Source organism: Helicobacter pylori (genome assembly GCF_011140715.1).
GTDB classification, from domain to species: domain Bacteria; phylum Campylobacterota; class Campylobacteria; order Campylobacterales; family Helicobacteraceae; genus Helicobacter; species Helicobacter pylori_DA.
Window position 1 is genome coordinate 1 of record NZ_SFZZ01000036.1, and the last position, 17,203, is coordinate 17,203.

Genomic DNA, 17,203 nt, shown 5'->3' on the forward strand with positions numbered 1-17,203 from the left:
TTTGTGAGCCACTAATTGAGAGCTTAACTCAGGTTTTTTGGCGTCTTTTTTATCTTTGTGAGCGTATGCAGAACTCACTGCCAAAACTGATAATAAAACACTTGCCAAGATTTGCTTTTTCATACGAAACTCCTTGTGATGATCTTAAAAGCGAGAGAATTATATTTCTCAAAAGTAAACGAATAGAAACCAATCAAATTTTTGATTGGTTTGGTGGTTTTGCTACCTTAAAAAAAACTACAATACAAAAAACTTGATAAATTATCTTTGGTTTTAGAAAGTTTGACAAAAATTAAGATACGGTTATGCTAAAAAACAATATGAAATCAAGGAGTTTGTATGCAACAGCGTCATTTAGGCCCTTTAAAAGTGGGTGCATTAGCTCTAGGGTGCATGGGCATGACTTATGGGTATGGGGAAGTCCATGATAAAAAGCAGATGGTTAAACTTATCCATAAGGCTTTGGAATTGGGTATTAACTTTTTTGACACTGCAGAGGCTTATGGGGAAGATAATGAAAAGCTTTTAGGCGAAGCGATCAAGCCTTTTAAAGACAAGGTTGTGGTAGCGAGCAAGTTTGGGATTTACTACGCAGATCCTAATGACAAATACGCAACCATGTTTTTAGACTCTAGTCCTAGCCGCATTAAGAGTGCCATTGAAGGGAGTTTGAAACGCTTAAAAGTAGAATGCATTGATTTATACTACCAACACCGCATGGATACTAACACGCCCATAGAAGAAGTGGCAGAAGTTATGCAAGCTCTTATTAAAGAAGGAAAAATTAAAGCTTGGGGGATGAGTGAGGCAGAGTTATCTAGCATCCAAAAAGCCCATCAAATTTACCCTTTAAGTGCGTTGCAGAGCGAATATTCCTTGTGGTGGCGCGAACCTGAAAAAGAGATTTTAGGTTTTTTAGAAAAAGAAAAAATTGGCTTTGTCGCTTTTTCGCCTTTGGGTAAGGGGTTTTTAGGCGCGAAATTTGAAAAAAATGCCACCTTCGCTAGTGAGGATTTTAGAAGCGTTTCTCCTAGGTTTAATCAAGAAAATCTAGCCAAAAATTACGTCTTGGTGGAATTAATCCAAGATCATGCACACGCTAAAGGCGTTACACCAGCCCAACTGGCTCTCTCATGGATTTTACACACGCAAAAAATCATTGTCCCTCTCTTTGGCACCACCAAAGAATCCAGGCTCATAGAAAATATAGGGGCTTTGCAGGTTTCTTGGAGTCAAAAAGAATTGGAGATTTTCCAAAAAGAATTGACTGCAATCAAAATAGAAGGGGCCCGCTACCCTGAAAGAATCAATGAAATGGTGAATCGATAAAAGTATTGGGTATTTATAATTGCATTGGCTCTTTTAAAAGAGGTCAGTGTGTTTTTATCCCCCTAACAAACTTTTTAAGGCGTTTTAACAAGGCTTTGTTTTAATAAAAAATTGATTATAAAAATTTGAAAAATACCAAAAAGCGTTTTTTAAGATTGAATACAAAAGAGCTTGTCGTTAGTCAAGCGGAATTTCTTGTAAGGCGGTCTATGAATTAGGGGATTTTTAAAGAGCATTGCTACAAAACACCCCCTAACCCCTTAAGAAAACGAATTCCACCATGAAATAAAATCTAAAACGATTAAACGAAGCAACCAAAACCCCATTTTTAAAAAAATTAAAAAGTTTTAATTACTCCTATTTGACAAGAATAGAGTCAAAAAATAATTTTATAGCAAACTAAAAAAGGTCATTAAAAGAGATAAAAACACTCAAGAAGTCTTTTTAAACCCAAAAGAGAAAAAGTTTAAATAGTGCCTATAACACCCCCTAAAATAAGAGAGCGTTATAATCAAATCAGCCCTTACGCTTTTCTACAATTTCCTTAGCGATATTGCTAGGCACTTCGCCATAATGATCAAACTCCATGGAGTAAGTCCCACGCCCTTGAGTGGCTGATCGTAAATCCGTAGAATAACCAAACATTTCCACCAACGGCACAAAAGCATTCACGATTTTCAAGCCTAATCGGTCATCCATAGAATTGATTTGCCCTCTTCTTCTATTCAAATCGCCAATCACATCACCCATGTATTCTTCAGGGACTTCCACTTCCACTTTCATCATAGGCTCTAGTAAAACCGGGTTAGCCGCGCGACTCGCTTCTTTAAACGCCATAGAGCCAGCGATTTTAAACGCCATTTCTGAAGAATCCACATCATGGTAACTCCCATCATAAAGGGTAACTTTAAAATCCACCACTGGATAACCTGCCAAAACGCCATTTTGCATCGCTTCTTGGATACCCTTATCCACCGCAGGGATATATTCTTTAGGGATCACGCCCCCAGAAATTTCATTCACAAATTCATACCCACTGCCAGGCTCTTTAGGCTCAAGCTTGATAAACACATGCCCGTATTGCCCACGACCACCGCTTTGCTTAGCGTATTTATGCTCTTTACTCACGCTTGAGCGGATAGTCTCTCTAAAGGCGACTTGCGGCTGACCGATTTCAGCTTCCACCTTAAATTCTCTCTTCAACCTATCCACGATGATTTCTAGGTGCAACTCACCCATGCCACCAATGAGGGTTTGCCCGGTTTCTTCTTGAGTCATCACCCTAAAGCTTGGATCTTCTTCAGCAAGCTTGCCTAACGCTACGCCCATTTTTTCTTGGTCTGCTTTCGTTTTAGGCTCCACAGCGATGTGAATGACTGGCTCAGGAAATTCCATCCTTTCTAAAACGACGGCGTTCTTTTCATCGCAAAGCGTGTCCCCAGTCAGCGTGTCTTTTAAACCCACAAACGCGCAAATCTCGCCCGCATAAACTTCTTTAATGTCTTCTCTCTTGTTGGAGTGCATTTTAAGGAGTCTTCCCACGCGCTCTTTTTTGTCTTTGGTGGAGTTATACACATAGCTACCGGACTCTAGCTTGCCACGATACACGCGCACAAAAGTGAGTTGGCCCACAAAAGGATCCGTCATGATTTTAAACGCCAAACCGGCAAACTCGCCATCATCGCTGGATTTCACAAAAACCTCTTCTTCAGTTTTTGGATCAATCCCCTTAATATCCACAACCTCCGTAGGCGCTGGCAAGTAATCAATGACTGCGTCTAATAAAGTCTGCACGCCTTTATTTTTAAAAGAAGAACCACAAAGCATAGGGACAAGGCTCATGTTCAAACAACCCGTTTTAATGCCTTTTTTGATTTCTTCAATACTCAATTCTTCACCGCCTAAATACTTTTCCATCAAGGCTTCATCTTGCTCGGCTACGGCTTCTACAAGCTTTTCTCGGTATTGTTTAGCCTTTTCTAACAAATCGCTAGGGATTTCTTCCACATCGTATTTGGCTCCCATGGTTTCATTATTCCAAACAATCGCTTTCATTTGGACTAAATCAATCACGCCAATGAAAGTGTCTTCAGCCCCAATAGGGATATTAATAGGCACAGGATTAGCTTTCAAGCGTTGCTTGATCTGGTTTTCTACATTATAGAAATTCGCCCCAATCCTATCCATTTTATTGACAAAAACAATCCTAGGCACGCCGTATTTATTCGCTTGACGCCACACGGTCTCGCTTTGAGGCTGCACGCCCCCAACCGAGCAAAACACCGAAACCGCACCATCTAGCACGCGCATGGATCGTTCCACTTCAATAGTGAAATCCACATGCCCTGGAGTGTCAATCAAATTGATTTGGTGATCCTTCCAAAAGCAAGTCGTTGCCGCAGAAGTGATCGTGATCCCTCTTTCTTTTTCTTGCTCCATCCAATCCATTGTCGCCGCGCCGTCATGCACTTCGCCAATCTTATGACTCACGCCTGTATAGAATAAAATCCTTTCAGAAGTGGTGGTTTTCCCGGCATCAATGTGAGCGGCGATACCGATATTCCTAATCCTATTTAATGGGGTTTTTCTAGCCATTCTAACTCCAATTACCAGCGATAGTGCGCGAACGCTTTATTCGCTTCTGCCATTTTATGCACATCTTCTTTTTTCTTAAAAGCCGCACCCTTATCGCTAGCCGCATCCATAAGCTCGTTAGCCAATCTATCCACCATCATTCTTTCATTGCGTTTTCTAGTCGCTTCTAAAATCCAACGGATAGATAGCGACTGCTGGCGGCTCGCTCTCACTTCTACGGGCACTTGATAGGTAGCCCCACCCACTCTTCTGCTGCGCACTTCCACTAAAGGGCGCACTCTTTCTAGGGCTTTTTCAAACACTTCAATCCCTTTTTCACCGCTTTTTTCTTCAATCTTATTAAAAGCTTTGTAGATGATTTTTTCCGCTACGCTTTTCTTGCCGTCATACATCATCTTATTGATAAACTTAGTAACCACTTTGTTCCCATAAACAGGATCGCCCAAAACCTCCCTAACGGGTGCTTTTCTTCTTCTCATGTTTTTGTTTTCCTCTTATTTTTTCTTGTTGTCGGTTGCTTTCTTGTCGGTTGCTTTAGCTTTTTTAGTCCCATATTTAGAGCGTGAAACCGTTCTTTTATTGACCCCTGCAGTGTCTAAAGCGCCACGAACAATGTGGTATTTCACACCGGGTAAATCCTTAACCCTACCCCCACGCACTAACACAATGGAGTGCTCTTGCAAGTTATGCCCTTCACCAGGGATGTAACTGATCACTTCAAATTTACTGGTCAAACGAACTTTGGCGACCTTTCTTAAAGCCGAGTTAGGCTTTTTAGGGGTAGTCGTATAAACCCTAGTACAAACCCCTCTCCTTTGAGGGCATTCCACTAATGCAGGTGACTTGGTTTTTTTAACCACCTTTTTCCTTTCTTTTCTAATCAACTGATTGATAGTAGGCACTATTCTTCCTTATTCTAAAAATTTAAAACTAAAAGTTCCCCCATTTTACCCTAATTTTTCTTTTAAAAATCTTAACCGATTTTTTATATCAAAATTTAGAGTTATCCTCAAGCGTTCTTAGCACGATTTTTTTATTCTTATACATGCCCGTTCCCACAGGGATCATCCTCCCCAACACCACATTCTCTTTCAAGTCTTCTAAAAAGTCTTTTTTCATAGCGATACTGGCTTCTGTTAAAACTTTAGTCGTTTCTTGGAAAGAGGCCGCTGAGATGATGCTATCGCTCCCAATAGCCGCTCTGGTGATCCCTAAAAGCACCGGTTCAGCAATCGCTGGCTCGCCTTTTAAAGCGATCACACGAGCGTTTTCTTCTTTGAAGAGTTTTTTACTGACCAAATCCCCTTCAATAAACTTGCTATCCCCGCTGTCTAAAATACGCACTTGCCTTAGCATTTGAGAAACAATGATTTCAATGTGCTTGTCCGCAATGCTTACCCCCTGCCTGCGATACACTTGCTGGACTTCGCTCACAATGTATTTATAAAGCTCTTTTTCGCCGCTGATCCTTAAAATATCATGGCTTGAAACCACACCATCCGTCATCGCTTCTCCCGCATGCACAAATTCATCAGCATGCACTAAAATTTGCTTGCCCTTATCCACAAAATAATCCATGGAACGGCCATCTTTAGAGGTTACGATGATGTGTTCTTTATTGCGAATGGGTTTGCCAAAACTCACAATCCCATCAACTTCAGAAAGGATCGCCACATCTTTAGGCTTGGGTTTTCTCGCTTCAAAGAGTTCCGAAACCCTTGGGAGACCCCCGGTAATATCCCTGGATTTAACGGTCGCTTTAGGGATTTTCGCTAACACTTCAGCCTGCTCCACGCTAGAGCCATCGCTAATAGCGATAGAAGTTTTTGGCTCTAAGAAATAACGCACCTCTTCGCCATTAGCCCCCTCTAAAAACAAGCTTGGTTTGTATCCGCTTGGAATGTAATCATTCACCACTAAGCTTGTGGTACCGGTATTTTCGTCTTCTTTTTCAGCGACCGTAACCCCTGCGATAATATCCACAAAACTCACCCTACCTTTAAAGTCCGCAATGATAGGGGTGTTGTAAGGATCCCATGTGGCAATCGTTTTGAAAGTGTTAGTCGTGGGTTTAGAGATCACGCTATTAGCACCTACTTCACTATTATCATCAATTAAGATCTCAGAACCCCTAGCGATATAATGGCGAGCGGCTTCCCTACCATTATCATCAGCTACCACCGCAAACAAGCCTTTTTCACTCACAATATCGCCCTTTTTGATCCCATGGGTGCGCTCTAAATGGTTAGCCTCTAAAACATAATATTTGATCACGCCTTTTTCTTTTGCATACACATCTTGTGCGATAGGGTCATTATCCTTGACTAGCAATTCGCTCGCATAAGGGATGCGATTAGGCACATTCCAGCCCTCTTGGATAATATCAGCGATACTTCCTCCCTTATGCACCTTATGCCCGCTAGCATAAGGCAAATACACTTTCCCCTCAATCTTACCGCCAACGCCGGCTAATTCGCTTGGCTTGACAATATCGCTTCTTCTTAAAACAAATTTAGCTTCTTGATCGCCATTTTTCACGCTCACAACGACTTCTTCATAGACCGTTTCAATGCGTAATTCCCCATCAAAAGGCGCTTTAATCTTAGGCTCTACCACTAAAATAGAAGCGTTACGGCGGTTAGCGATAATGTTTTTACCCTCTTTATTCGTGTAAGTCCTAAGGTTGTAAAAACGCACAAAACCTTCTTTGCTCGCCACGATTTCACGCTCATCCTGACTCCTGCTCGCTGTCCCGCCCACATGGAAAGTCCTTAAAGTGAGCTGCGTTCCAGGCTCCCCGATAGATTGCGCGGCTACCACGCCTACCGCCTCACCCGGATAGCTCATCTTGCCTTCGCCTAAATTCAAGCCATAGCATTTCGCGCACACGCCCTTTGGCGCTTTACAAGTTACTGGGGTGCGGATCGTAATGGATTTAATCCCAGCTTCAACCACCTTTTTAGCGCCCTCTTCATCAATCAAAGTGTCCGCATAAAGCAAGATTTCATTGGTAATGGGATCGATCACATCTTCTAATAAAACGCGCCCAAAAATACGCTCTTCTAAAGGTTCAATCAGCTCACTCCCCACCGCAATATCCGTGATTTCAATCCCTTCATGCGTGCCGCAATCATCAGACACCACCTTGACATTTTGCGAAACATCAATGAGCTTTCTTGTCAAATACCCCGCATTGGCGGTTTTTAGCGCCGTATCCGCTAAGCCCTTTCTAGCGCCATGCGTGGAGTTAAAGTATTCTAAGACATTCAACCCCTCTTTAAAGTTAGAAATAATGGGCGTTTCAATGATGCTGCCGTCCGGCTTTGTCATAAGACCTCTCATCGCTGAAAGCTGACGGATTTGCGCCGCGCTACCCCTTGCGCCGCTATCAGCCATCATATAAATAGAGTTAAAGCCCTCTTTATCTTTTGCGATAGCGGTCATCATTTCTTTACTCATTTTGTCATTGACTTCAGTCCAAGTGTCAATGATTTTATTGTAACGCTCTTGGTCAGTAAGCAACCCTTGATCGTATTGTTGTTGGATTTTTTTAACCTCTACTTTGGCTTTTTCCACCATTTTTTGCTTGTCTTTTGGCGTGATAATATCCTCCATAGAGATAGAAATACCAGCCTTAGTCGCATACCTAAAGCCAAGCGTTTTTAAATTATCCAAAAAGGTTGCGGTAATGCCAATACCGCCGACTTTATGCACATAATCCACAAGCACGCCAATATCTTTTTTCTTCATGGGTCTGTTCCACAAATCCGTAGGGATAAAATCAGGCAAAATGGACTTGATGATCATGCGCCCCGCGCTCGTAGCGATAATATTCCCTTGATCTAAAACCCTAATCTTTGCGTGGATGTCTAATTCTTTCGTGTCAATAGCGGTGATGATTTCATTCACGCTAGAAAAAAGCTTATGCTCGCCCTTGACCCCGCTCTTTTCTAAAGAAAGATAATAAAGCCCTAAAACCATATCCTGGCTAGGAATGGCTACGGCTTTACCGCTAGCGGGTAAAAGGATATTCATAGAGCTTAGCATAAGCACCTTGCATTCAGCGATCGCTTCCTGGCTTAAAGGCACATGCACTGCCATTTGATCCCCGTCAAAATCGGCGTTGAACGCTGAACACACTAACGGGTGCAACTGGATCGCTTTGCCGTCAATCAGCTTTGGATGGAACGCTTGAATGGATTGTTTGTGCAAGGTAGGAGCGCGGTTGAGTAGCACCGGATACCCCTCTGTGATTTCTTGCAAGCACTCCCACACTTCATTGCTTTTTTGCTCAATCATGCGTTTAGCTTGTTTGAGCGTGGTGGCATAGCCTCTCTCTTCAAGCTTGGATAATAAATGCGGTTTGAAGAGTTCTAACGCCATGTTTTTAGGCAATCCGCACTCATCCATTTTGAGGTTTGGCCCAACCACAATCACGCTTCTGCCTGAAAAATCCACGCGCTTGCCTAAAAGGTTTTGCCTGAAACGCCCTTGCTTGCCTTTAATGATTTCACTGAGCGATTTTAAAGGGCGCTTGTTAGCCCCTTTAACCGCATTGGTGCTGCGGCCGTTATCAAAAAGCACATCCACGGCTTCTTGCAACATCCTTTTTTCATTACGCACAATGATTTCTGGCGCCCCAAGCTCCATTAGGCGTTTCAAGCGTTGGTTACGATTGATGACACGACGATACAATTCATTCACATCGCTGACCGCAAACTTCCCGCCATCTAGCGCGACTAAAGGCCTTAAATCCGGTGGCAATACCGGTAACACCGTGAGCATCATCCATTCAGGCCTGTTACCAGAATTTAAAAAGCTTTCTACCACTTTCAAACGCTTAATGAGTTTTTTCTTTTTCGCATCAGAATTAGTGTCTTTCACTTCTTCTTTCAAACTCTGCAATAAGGTGATCAAATCAATTTCTTCTAGCAAATCCTTGATCGCTTCGCCGCCCATTTGCGCTACAAAGCCCCTGTCTTCGTATCTTCGTGAGATATTTTGATACTGCTCTTCATTCAAAATATCGTATTTCATCACAAGCTTAGTGCCTTCATTGTCATAAGTGGCTTCGCCTGGCTCTTTAACGATATAAGCTTCATAATACAACACACGCTCTAAGTCTTTCATCTTAACGCCTAAAAGCGTGCCGATACGGCTAGGTAAGGAATTGACATACCAGATGTGTGCTACAGGAGTGGCTAATTCAATATGCCCCATTCTAAAACGCCTGACTTTGGAGTGCGTAATCGCCACGCCGCATTTTTCGCATGTGCCAATGTCTTTGAAGCGAGGCTTTTTGTATTTACCGCACAAGCATTCATAATCTTTAGTAGGGCCAAAGATTTTCATGCAAAACAAGCCGTCCCGTTCAGGTTTTAGAGTGCGATAATTGATCGTTTCTGGCTTTTTAACTTCCCCATAACTCCAAGAATGGATTTTTTCAGGGCTGGCTAGAGTGAGCTGGAAAGAGCTAAAGTCTTTAGGCCTGTCATCTTCTTTAATGACAATGGGTTTAGGCGCTCCGTCTTCATCCACATCGTCCCCAAAAATATTGATATCCAAAGCGAGCGATTGCAATTCTTTAGTCAAGACATAGAAAGTCTCAGGGATTTCACTCTCGCCCACTTGCTCACCTTTAGCGATAGCCCTATAAGCGTTCTCTCTGCCTCTAATATCATCGGATTTAATGGTAAGCATTTCTTTTAGAGTGTGCGCTGCACCATAAGCTTCTAGTGCCCATACTTCCATTTCCCCAAACCTTTGACCCCCAAAGAGCGCTTTACCCCCCACAGGTTGGTGCGTTACTAGGCTATAAGGGCCTGTGCTTCTAGCATGGACTTTTTCATCCACTAAGTGGTGGAGTTTGATCATATACATATAGCCCACATTCACGCGCTCTCTCATTTTTTCGCCTGTGCGCCCGTCATACAGATCCATTTTGCCATCCATAGCGATCTTGGCTAATTCAAACAGCTTATAAAATTTTTCTTGCGAGATGCCTTCAAACACAGGGATAGCCATCTTAACGCCCTTGCTCCAATCTTTTGCGTATTCCAAAAGCTCTTCATCAGAGCAATTTTCAAGGACATGGATTGTCAAGGGGTCTTTTTCATTGATAGCGTTAGCGATTTCTAGCATTTTAGCGCGCAATTCTTTGGCAAAATCTTTGGTTTTATCCTCTAACATGCGAGCGATTTGTTTCCCAAACTCTTTCCCCACTAAGCCTAAATGCATTTCTAAAATCTGCCCGATATTCATGCGGCTTGGCACGCCTAAAGGGTTTAAGACAATATCTACAGGCTCGCCATCAGCGGTATAAGGCATATCCGCAACCGGCACGATATTAGACACAATCCCTTTATTCCCATGCCTTCCTGCCATTTTATCGCCCACTTTAAGCTTTCGTTTTGTAGCGATATAGAGCTTGACTTTTTTGATCACGCCATTAGGCAAAATATCATCTTTTTCTAAAATAGAGAGCTTTTCTTCATGCTCTTCACCCAAAACTTTCTTTTGCTCTAAGAAATTGTTTTTAGTGATTTCATAGTGGTTTTGCACTTCTTTAGAATACTTTTTGACTAAACTAGCCAAAGTGAAGCGGTTGATTGAAGCGATTTCTTCTTTAGGGATTTGATCGCCTTCTTTATAATCCTTACCATTATGGCTGAAAGGCTCTTCTAAAATCGCTTGAGAAAGGAGCGAGCTAACGCGCAACAATTCTTCTCTATTGAGCATGGTCAAGCGATCAAAATGCTCCATATCAAGCTTGGCTTTTTCTTCTTCATACGCGCTCAAAACCCGCGCGTCTTTCTCATAGCCTTTTTTAGTGAAGACCTTCACATCAATCACCGTGCCTTCCAAACTGGGGGGGCAATACAAACTCTTATTGACCACATGCCCGGCTTTATCCCCAAAAATAGCCCTTAAGAGCCTTTCTTCAGGCGTGCTTTTAATCTCGCCTTTAGGAGAAGTCTTGCCCACTAAAATCATGCCAGCACTCACATAAGTGCCGACTTTAACGATCCCGCTTTCATCAAGATGAGCGAGCGCTTCTTCTTTCACATCAGGAATATCAGCGGTAAATTCTTCCACGCCATGCTTAAGCTCTCTGGCATCCACTTCTTTTTCATAAATGTGGGTGGAAGTGAAAATATCGTCTTTAGTGATGCGCTCACTCACCACGATAGCGTCTTCAAAGTTATAGCCATTCCAAGGCATGAACGCCACGCGCACATTTTTCCCTAACGCTAACTCGCCTCTATCCATGCTAGGGCCATCAGCGATGATTTGCCCGGCTTTCACTTTATCGCCCACTTTAACGATAGGGACTTGATTGAAACTGGTGTTTTGGTTGGTGCGCAAGTTTTTTTGCAAAGAATACGCATCAATATAGGCCTCTTCTTTGCCTTCGCCTAAAATATAAATATTTTTAGAATCAATTTTTTCTACAACGCCTGCGCGATTGGCTTTGATCGCTCCCCAAGAATCCCTAGCGATAATTTTTTCAATCCCTGTGCCTACAATGGGAGCGTCGCTTCTTAATAAGGGCACCGCTTGGCGCTGCATGTTAGTCCCCATTAGAGCACGGTTAGCGTCATCATGCTCTAAGAAAGGAATGAGCGATGCGGCGACCCCTACTAGCATGCTAGAGCTTAAATCCATTAAGGTTACTTTGCTTTTTTCGTTTAAAACGATCTCGCCTTCCACGCGCGTTTCAATCAAATCGCCCAAAATATTACCCTCTTCATCAATGGGGGTGCTTGCGGGAGCGATGATGTGGTTGTCTTCTTGAATAGCGGTCAAATAAATCGTCTCGCCTAACACCTTGCCATCCACAACCTTTTTATAAGGGGCTTCAATAAAGCCTAAATCATTCACTCTTGTGAAAGTGGAAAGGGTGTTGATTAAACCGATATTTTGACCTTCTGGGGTTTCAATGGGGCAAATTCGACCATAATGCGTGGGGTGCACATCCCTAGCTTCAAACCCTACCCTGTCTTTCACCAATCCCCCTTCACCGAGTGCTGAAAGGCGGCGCTTGTGTGTAACTTCACTCAAGGGGTTAGTTTGATCCATAAATTGCGAGAGCTGACCGCCCATGAAAAATTCCATGATGGTGCTGGTGATCATTTTAGAATTAACCAAGTCATGGGGCATGAGCGAATCAAAAGCCCCGCTCATGGTGGTGAGTTTGTCTTTAATGGTCTTTTGCATTTTCACTAAGCCTGAATGCAATTCATTGGCTAGTAATTCCCCAACGGCTCTGATCCTACGATTGCCTAAGTGATCCCTGTCATCAATCTTGCCCTGATTGTTTTTGATCTTCATGAGGTATTTAACGGTGGTGATAATATCTTCATGCGTTAAAGTCGTGATGTAATCAGGCACATGCAAGCCTAACTTGTGATTCATTTTCATGCGCCCTACCATGGTCAAATCATAGCGTTCAGGGTCAAAGAAAAGTTTCTTGACAAATTGCTTAGCCACTTCAGTCGTAACAGGATCGCCTGGTTTCATAACCTTATGGATACGAATCGCCGCTAGAGCGTTTTCATCATCAATCTTTTCAGTTTGCTTGAGCAATTTCAAAGACTCATGATCGGCTGAGAAAGAATGGATAATGGAAGCGTCATGCCCTAACGCTAGATCGTTAATGATCACAAATTCTTGCACGCCTAAATCGTGGATTTTTTCCAATCTGTTTTTATCTAGCTGAGTGAGCATGTCCAATAAAACTTCTTTCCCTACCATAACAGGCTCAGCTAAATGACGATTGAGTAAAATATCCATAGGGTATTCCACCCATTCTAAATGGTTGTCTTTAAGCTCTTTAATTTTCCTTGAAGTGAGCTTTTTACCCGCTAAAAGAATGATCTTGCCTTGCGGATCTTTCAAGTCAAATTCCATTCTTTGATTGGCGTCTAATGAAGCAAACGGGATCAAATATTTATCGTTTTCATAACGCACTTTCACAAGCGGGTAGAACATTTTGATAATGTCTTGTTTTTGATAATCCATCGCCCTGAATAAAATGGTAACAGGCACTTTACGGCGTTTGTTGATACGAGCGTACAAAACATCTTTAGAATCGTATTCAAAATACAACCACGAACCCCTATCAGGAATGATTTGCCCTGTGTAAATGAGCTTGTTTAAAGAAGTGCTGGACTCTTCTTCTTTGAAAATCACACCGGGGCTTCTGTGGAGTTGATTGACGACCACGCGCTCCACCCCATTAATGATAAATGAAGTGCGTTCTGTCATCAAAGGGATCTCACGAATGAAAATGCTTTGTTCTTTAATATCCTTAATGCCGTTCTTTTCGCCACTTTTGGTATCTTTTTCCCACAAGATTAAGCGTACTTTAATTTTGAGGGGGATAGAGTAGGTAATGCCTCTCTCCATCGCTTCTCTAACAGTGTATTTAGACTTGCCAAATTCGCAACCCGCGTATTCTAAAGTGATGCGGTTATGCTCATCTTGGATAGGGAAAATGGATTTAAAAACCTTTTCAATCCCACTCTCTTTACCCTCTTTAGAATACAAGAAAGAATCATAGCTGTCTCGTTGCAATAATAATAAATTAGGAACTTCTAAATCTGTCGGGGTTTTTGTAAAATCAGCTCTCAAGCGGTTTTTTAGGGGAATTTTTTTTGACATATTTCAAGCCTTTGATCAAAAATTTTGAGTTATTTAATGCATTAATTCAAGTAAGCATTGCAAAAGGATCTTTAAACTTCAGAACCACCCATGATAAAAATACCAAAAACCCACCTGCAATACTAACCACTTTAGGCCACACGCTCACAAACAAAATCATGGAGCAAAATCATCTGCCACGCTAGAGCAGAGAAAGGCGCAAAGGCCTTTCTGTTTTTAAGTCTTACTTGACTTCAACCTTAGCACCTACTTCTTCAAGTTTCTTCTTGATGGTTTCAGCTTCTTCTTTATTCACGCCTTCTTTAAGCACATGAGGGGTTTTTTCGGTAGCGTCTTTGGCTTCTTTCAGGCCAAGTCCGGTGATTTCACGAACCACTTTAATCACCTTGATTTTTTCAGCACCACTATCAGCCAAAATCACATTAAATTCGGTTTTTTCTTCGCTCTCAGCCGCTGCACCGCCAGCTACAGCCGCACCCGCTACGACCGTTGGAGTCGCGCTCACGCCAAATTTTTCCTCAAACATTTTAACCAATTCAGAAAGCTCTAAAACGCTCAATGAACCAATATACTCTAACACTTCTTCTTTTGAAATTGCCATAATCCAATCCTTCAAATTTTTTTAAATTAAAGCCATCATAGGCTCTTAGTTTTCTTCTTTCGCTTTACGCAAATTGTCTAAACCGGTCACAAAATAACGCGCCGGAGCCGTCCAAACAGAAAGCAACATTCCCATAAGCTCTTCTTTGCTTGGGAGTTTTGAAACCGCTTCCACATGAGCTACGCTAACACTTTCTTTATCAAACAAGCCCGCTTTCAACACAAAGTGATCTTTATGCTCTTTTTGGAAATCAAACACGAGTTTAGAGAGAGCGATTTGATCACCGCCCCACAAAAACACATTGGTTTCTTTCAAATCCAAATCAGAATAGCCAGCCTCTTTCATGGCAATATGAGCGAGAGTGTTCTTAATCACTTGCACTTTAATGCCTTGATTGCGAGCCTTATTCCTTAAAGCTTCCAACTTTTTCACGCTAAGACCCTTATAATCGCAAATTAAAAGGGCTTTGGCATCTGCAAATTGCGATTTTAAGTTAGCGACTAGCTCTACTTTATGCTGCCTTTGATGTTGTTTTTGCATCTTTTCCTCCTTTCTAGACTAGACCTCTGCAAGATTATCTTTTTAAAAAAGAAATTTTAAGCTTTTTAGCTCTTACGATCTTCAGCCTAAGATTAAAAACTCCTAACGCTATTTAATGTCCATCAATTCCTGCGCGTCCAAATTCACTGAAGGCGACATGGTGAGCGAAAGAGCGGCGTTTCTAATATACTTGCCTTTCGCACTACTGGGTTTTAGGCGGTTGATCGTTTTAACCAACTCAAGCATGTTTTCTTTGATTTTTTCTTCAGGAAAACTCGCCTTGCCAATAGGGGCATGAACATTACCCTTTTTATCCACCCTAAAATTCACTTGACCGCTTTTAGCGTTAGTAACCGCTTTAGCAATATCCATCGTAACGGTTCCGGTTTTGGGGTTTGGCATCAAACCTTTAGGGCCTAAAATCCTACCCACTTTACCGACAACCGCCATCATATCAGGCGTTGCAATCACCATGTCAAAATCAATGCGACCATTTTTGATTTCTTCAGCCAAATCGTCTCCGCCAACGACATCAGCCCCAGCGTTCTTGGCTTCATCTTGTTTAATGTCTTTTGCAAAAACAGCCACTCTCACTTTTTTCCCTGTTCCATGAGGAAGCACCACCGCACCGCGCACCATTTGATCCGCATGCCTTGGATCAACCCCTAGTCTTAACGCTACTTCCACGGTTTCATCAAATTTGGCTGAAGCGAGGGATTTAACCACCTCTACGCCTTGCTCTACGCCATACGCTTTATCGTTTTGAATTTTAGAAAAAAGTTTTTCCAATCTTTTAAATACTTTTTTTGCCACGATTCTAATCCTTAAAAATTTCTTTCAATTCCAACAAAACCCAATCAATCCACAACTTCTACGCCCATGCTCCTAGCGCTGCCCATAACGATTTTTTTGGCCGCTTCCATGGTGCTTGTGTTTAAATCTTCCATTTTCAATTGCGCAATCTCTTCCACTTGCTTGTGGGTGAGCTTTGCGATCTTATTTTTAAGCGGGTTGTCAGAACCTTTTTCAACCCCAGAAGCTTTTTTGATCAAATCGGTTACCGGAGGCTTTTTAGTGATAAAGGTGAAACTCTTATCTTGATAAACCGTGATAATGACCGGGATATTAAAACTCCCCATGTCTTTAGTTCTCTCGTTAAAAGCCTTACAAAATTCCATGATATTAACCCCTCTTTGACCCAACGCTGGCCCTACGGGAGGTGAAGGGTTTGCCTTACCGGCAGGGATTTGAAGTTTGATTTCTCCGACTACTTTTTTAGCCATGTTTTCTCCTTAAAAAGTTATATAATTTTTTCCACTTGCGAATGCAAAATCTCTATTGGAGTGTTCCTACCAAAAATAGAAACATTGAGCTTGAGCTTGCGGTGTTCCACATCATACTCTTCCACCGTAGCGGTAAAGTTCGCAAAAGGGCCTTCCACCACGCGCACCACTTCGCCTTGCTCAAAAAAGATTTTAGGCTTGGGGGCTGCTCGGTTATTCATTTTTTCTAAAATATGCCCAATATCCGCTTCACTCAATGGGGTTGGCTTTTTATTTTCTCCAATAAAACGGCTCACTCTTGGCAAAGATTGTATCTTATGCCACAAAACCGTATCTAAATCCACCTTAATAAAAACATATCCAGGATAAAGGCTTCGTTCCGTTACTTTCGTCTTGCTTTTTTTAGAAACCTCTATAATATCTTCAGTAGGCACAATGATCTCTTGTATCCTATCTCTTATACTATGGTCATTCGCTAGATTCTCAATCGCTTTCTTAACGGACTGCTCGCTCCCTGAATAAGTTTGTATAGCATACCAATCCATCATTATTCTCCTTAATTTAAAGCCACCAACCTATAGAACACTAGAGACAAAAGCCCCCAGAAAAAAATCCAACAAAGCTAAAAACAGCGTGATAGCACTCACCACCACCAAAACAGAAACAAGCGCGTTGCGTATCTGCTCCTTAATAGGAAATATCACTTTAGAAAGCTCTTCTCTAGCTAATTTATATTGCATGAGCCATTTATCCATAGTTTCTTTTCGCCCTCACTTAAACTTCATACATTTATACATTAAAAGAATTTTCAATTTTATCCAAAATAGCTTAAACTAAAATTAAAAAATTAAAAACAATCCAATTGAAACAAAAATTTGATAGAATAAATTAGTAGATGGCAGGCCAGGAGGGACTCGAACCCCCAACAACCGGTTTTGGAGACCGACGCTCTACCATTGGAGCTACTGACCTAACCTCCCCTCCTTTTCAATCACAACACAAAAGAAAGAACTAGCTCTTCAATTTGATTTCTTTATGAAGAGTGTGTTTGTTTTCTCTTGGGCAGAACTTCTTAAGCTCCAGTTTTTCAGTGTTAGTTTTAGCGTTCTTGGTTGTGCTGTAATTGATGTCTTCACAATCAGAACACTTCAACCCTATTTTAACTTTCATAATGACCCTTTATGGTAACTCT

12 protein-coding genes and 1 tRNA gene are annotated in these 17,203 nt (G+C 41.9%); 1 reads left to right on the plus strand and 12 read right to left on the minus strand.

Annotated features, from left to right (window positions below; all coding sequences use genetic code 11):
• Positions 1–339: 339 nt before the first annotated feature.
• Positions 340–1,329: an aldo/keto reductase gene (locus EWZ81_RS03415; RefSeq protein ID WP_165549025.1), complete on the plus strand. Its 990-nt coding sequence runs from the start codon at positions 340–342 to the stop codon at positions 1,327–1,329.
• 516 nt (positions 1,330–1,845) lie between these two features.
• On the opposite strand, the gene fusA is transcribed toward EWZ81_RS03415, so the two are convergent.
• The 12 genes from fusA to rpmG form a co-directional block, all read right to left on the minus strand.
• Positions 1,846–3,924 carry an elongation factor G gene (fusA, locus tag EWZ81_RS03420; RefSeq protein ID WP_015643837.1) on the minus strand — a complete coding sequence of 693 codons (2,079 nt, stop codon included), beginning with the start codon at positions 3,922–3,924 and terminating at the stop codon, positions 1,846–1,848.
• Positions 3,925–3,935: 11 nt separating this feature from the next.
• Positions 3,936–4,403, minus strand: coding sequence for a 30S ribosomal protein S7 (rpsG, locus tag EWZ81_RS03425; RefSeq protein WP_001254365.1), 468 nt, complete (start codon positions 4,401–4,403; stop codon positions 3,936–3,938).
• 15 nt (positions 4,404–4,418) lie between these two features.
• Positions 4,419–4,826 carry a 30S ribosomal protein S12 gene (gene rpsL, locus EWZ81_RS03430; protein ID WP_001142321.1) on the minus strand — a complete coding sequence of 136 codons (408 nt, stop codon included), beginning with the start codon at positions 4,824–4,826 and terminating at the stop codon, positions 4,419–4,421.
• Between the two features lie 88 nt (positions 4,827–4,914).
• Positions 4,915–13,587, minus strand: coding sequence for a DNA-directed RNA polymerase subunit beta/beta' (locus tag EWZ81_RS03435; protein WP_165549026.1), 8,673 nt, complete (start codon positions 13,585–13,587; stop codon positions 4,915–4,917).
• Positions 13,588–13,810: 223 nt separating this feature from the next.
• Positions 13,811–14,188 (minus strand): 50S ribosomal protein L7/L12, encoded by a 378-nt coding sequence (rplL, locus tag EWZ81_RS03440; protein ID WP_001018228.1) that lies wholly within the window; start codon positions 14,186–14,188, stop codon positions 13,811–13,813.
• A 45-nt stretch (positions 14,189–14,233) separates the two neighbouring features.
• Entirely contained in the window at positions 14,234–14,728 is a 495-nt protein-coding gene (gene rplJ / locus EWZ81_RS03445) for a 50S ribosomal protein L10 (RefSeq protein ID WP_001171718.1), read from the minus strand.
• Positions 14,729–14,836: 108 nt separating this feature from the next.
• Positions 14,837–15,541 carry a 50S ribosomal protein L1 gene (rplA, locus tag EWZ81_RS03450; RefSeq protein WP_001085846.1) on the minus strand — a complete coding sequence of 235 codons (705 nt, stop codon included), beginning with the start codon at positions 15,539–15,541 and terminating at the stop codon, positions 14,837–14,839.
• Between the two features lie 44 nt (positions 15,542–15,585).
• Positions 15,586–16,011: a 50S ribosomal protein L11 gene (gene rplK / locus EWZ81_RS03455; RefSeq protein WP_001085997.1), complete on the minus strand. Its 426-nt coding sequence runs from the start codon at positions 16,009–16,011 to the stop codon at positions 15,586–15,588.
• A gap of 17 nt (positions 16,012–16,028) precedes the next feature.
• Positions 16,029–16,556, minus strand: coding sequence for a transcription termination/antitermination protein NusG (nusG, locus tag EWZ81_RS03460; protein WP_162969268.1), 528 nt, complete (start codon positions 16,554–16,556; stop codon positions 16,029–16,031).
• Positions 16,557–16,586: 30 nt separating this feature from the next.
• Positions 16,587–16,766 carry a preprotein translocase subunit SecE gene (gene secE / locus EWZ81_RS03465; RefSeq protein ID WP_000362122.1) on the minus strand — a complete coding sequence of 60 codons (180 nt, stop codon included), beginning with the start codon at positions 16,764–16,766 and terminating at the stop codon, positions 16,587–16,589.
• A gap of 141 nt (positions 16,767–16,907) precedes the next feature.
• Positions 16,908–16,983, minus strand: a tRNA-Trp gene (locus EWZ81_RS03470).
• A 39-nt stretch (positions 16,984–17,022) separates the two neighbouring features.
• Entirely contained in the window at positions 17,023–17,181 is a 159-nt protein-coding gene (gene rpmG, locus EWZ81_RS03475) for a 50S ribosomal protein L33 (RefSeq protein ID WP_000865159.1), read from the minus strand.
• Positions 17,182–17,203 lie beyond the last annotated feature (22 nt).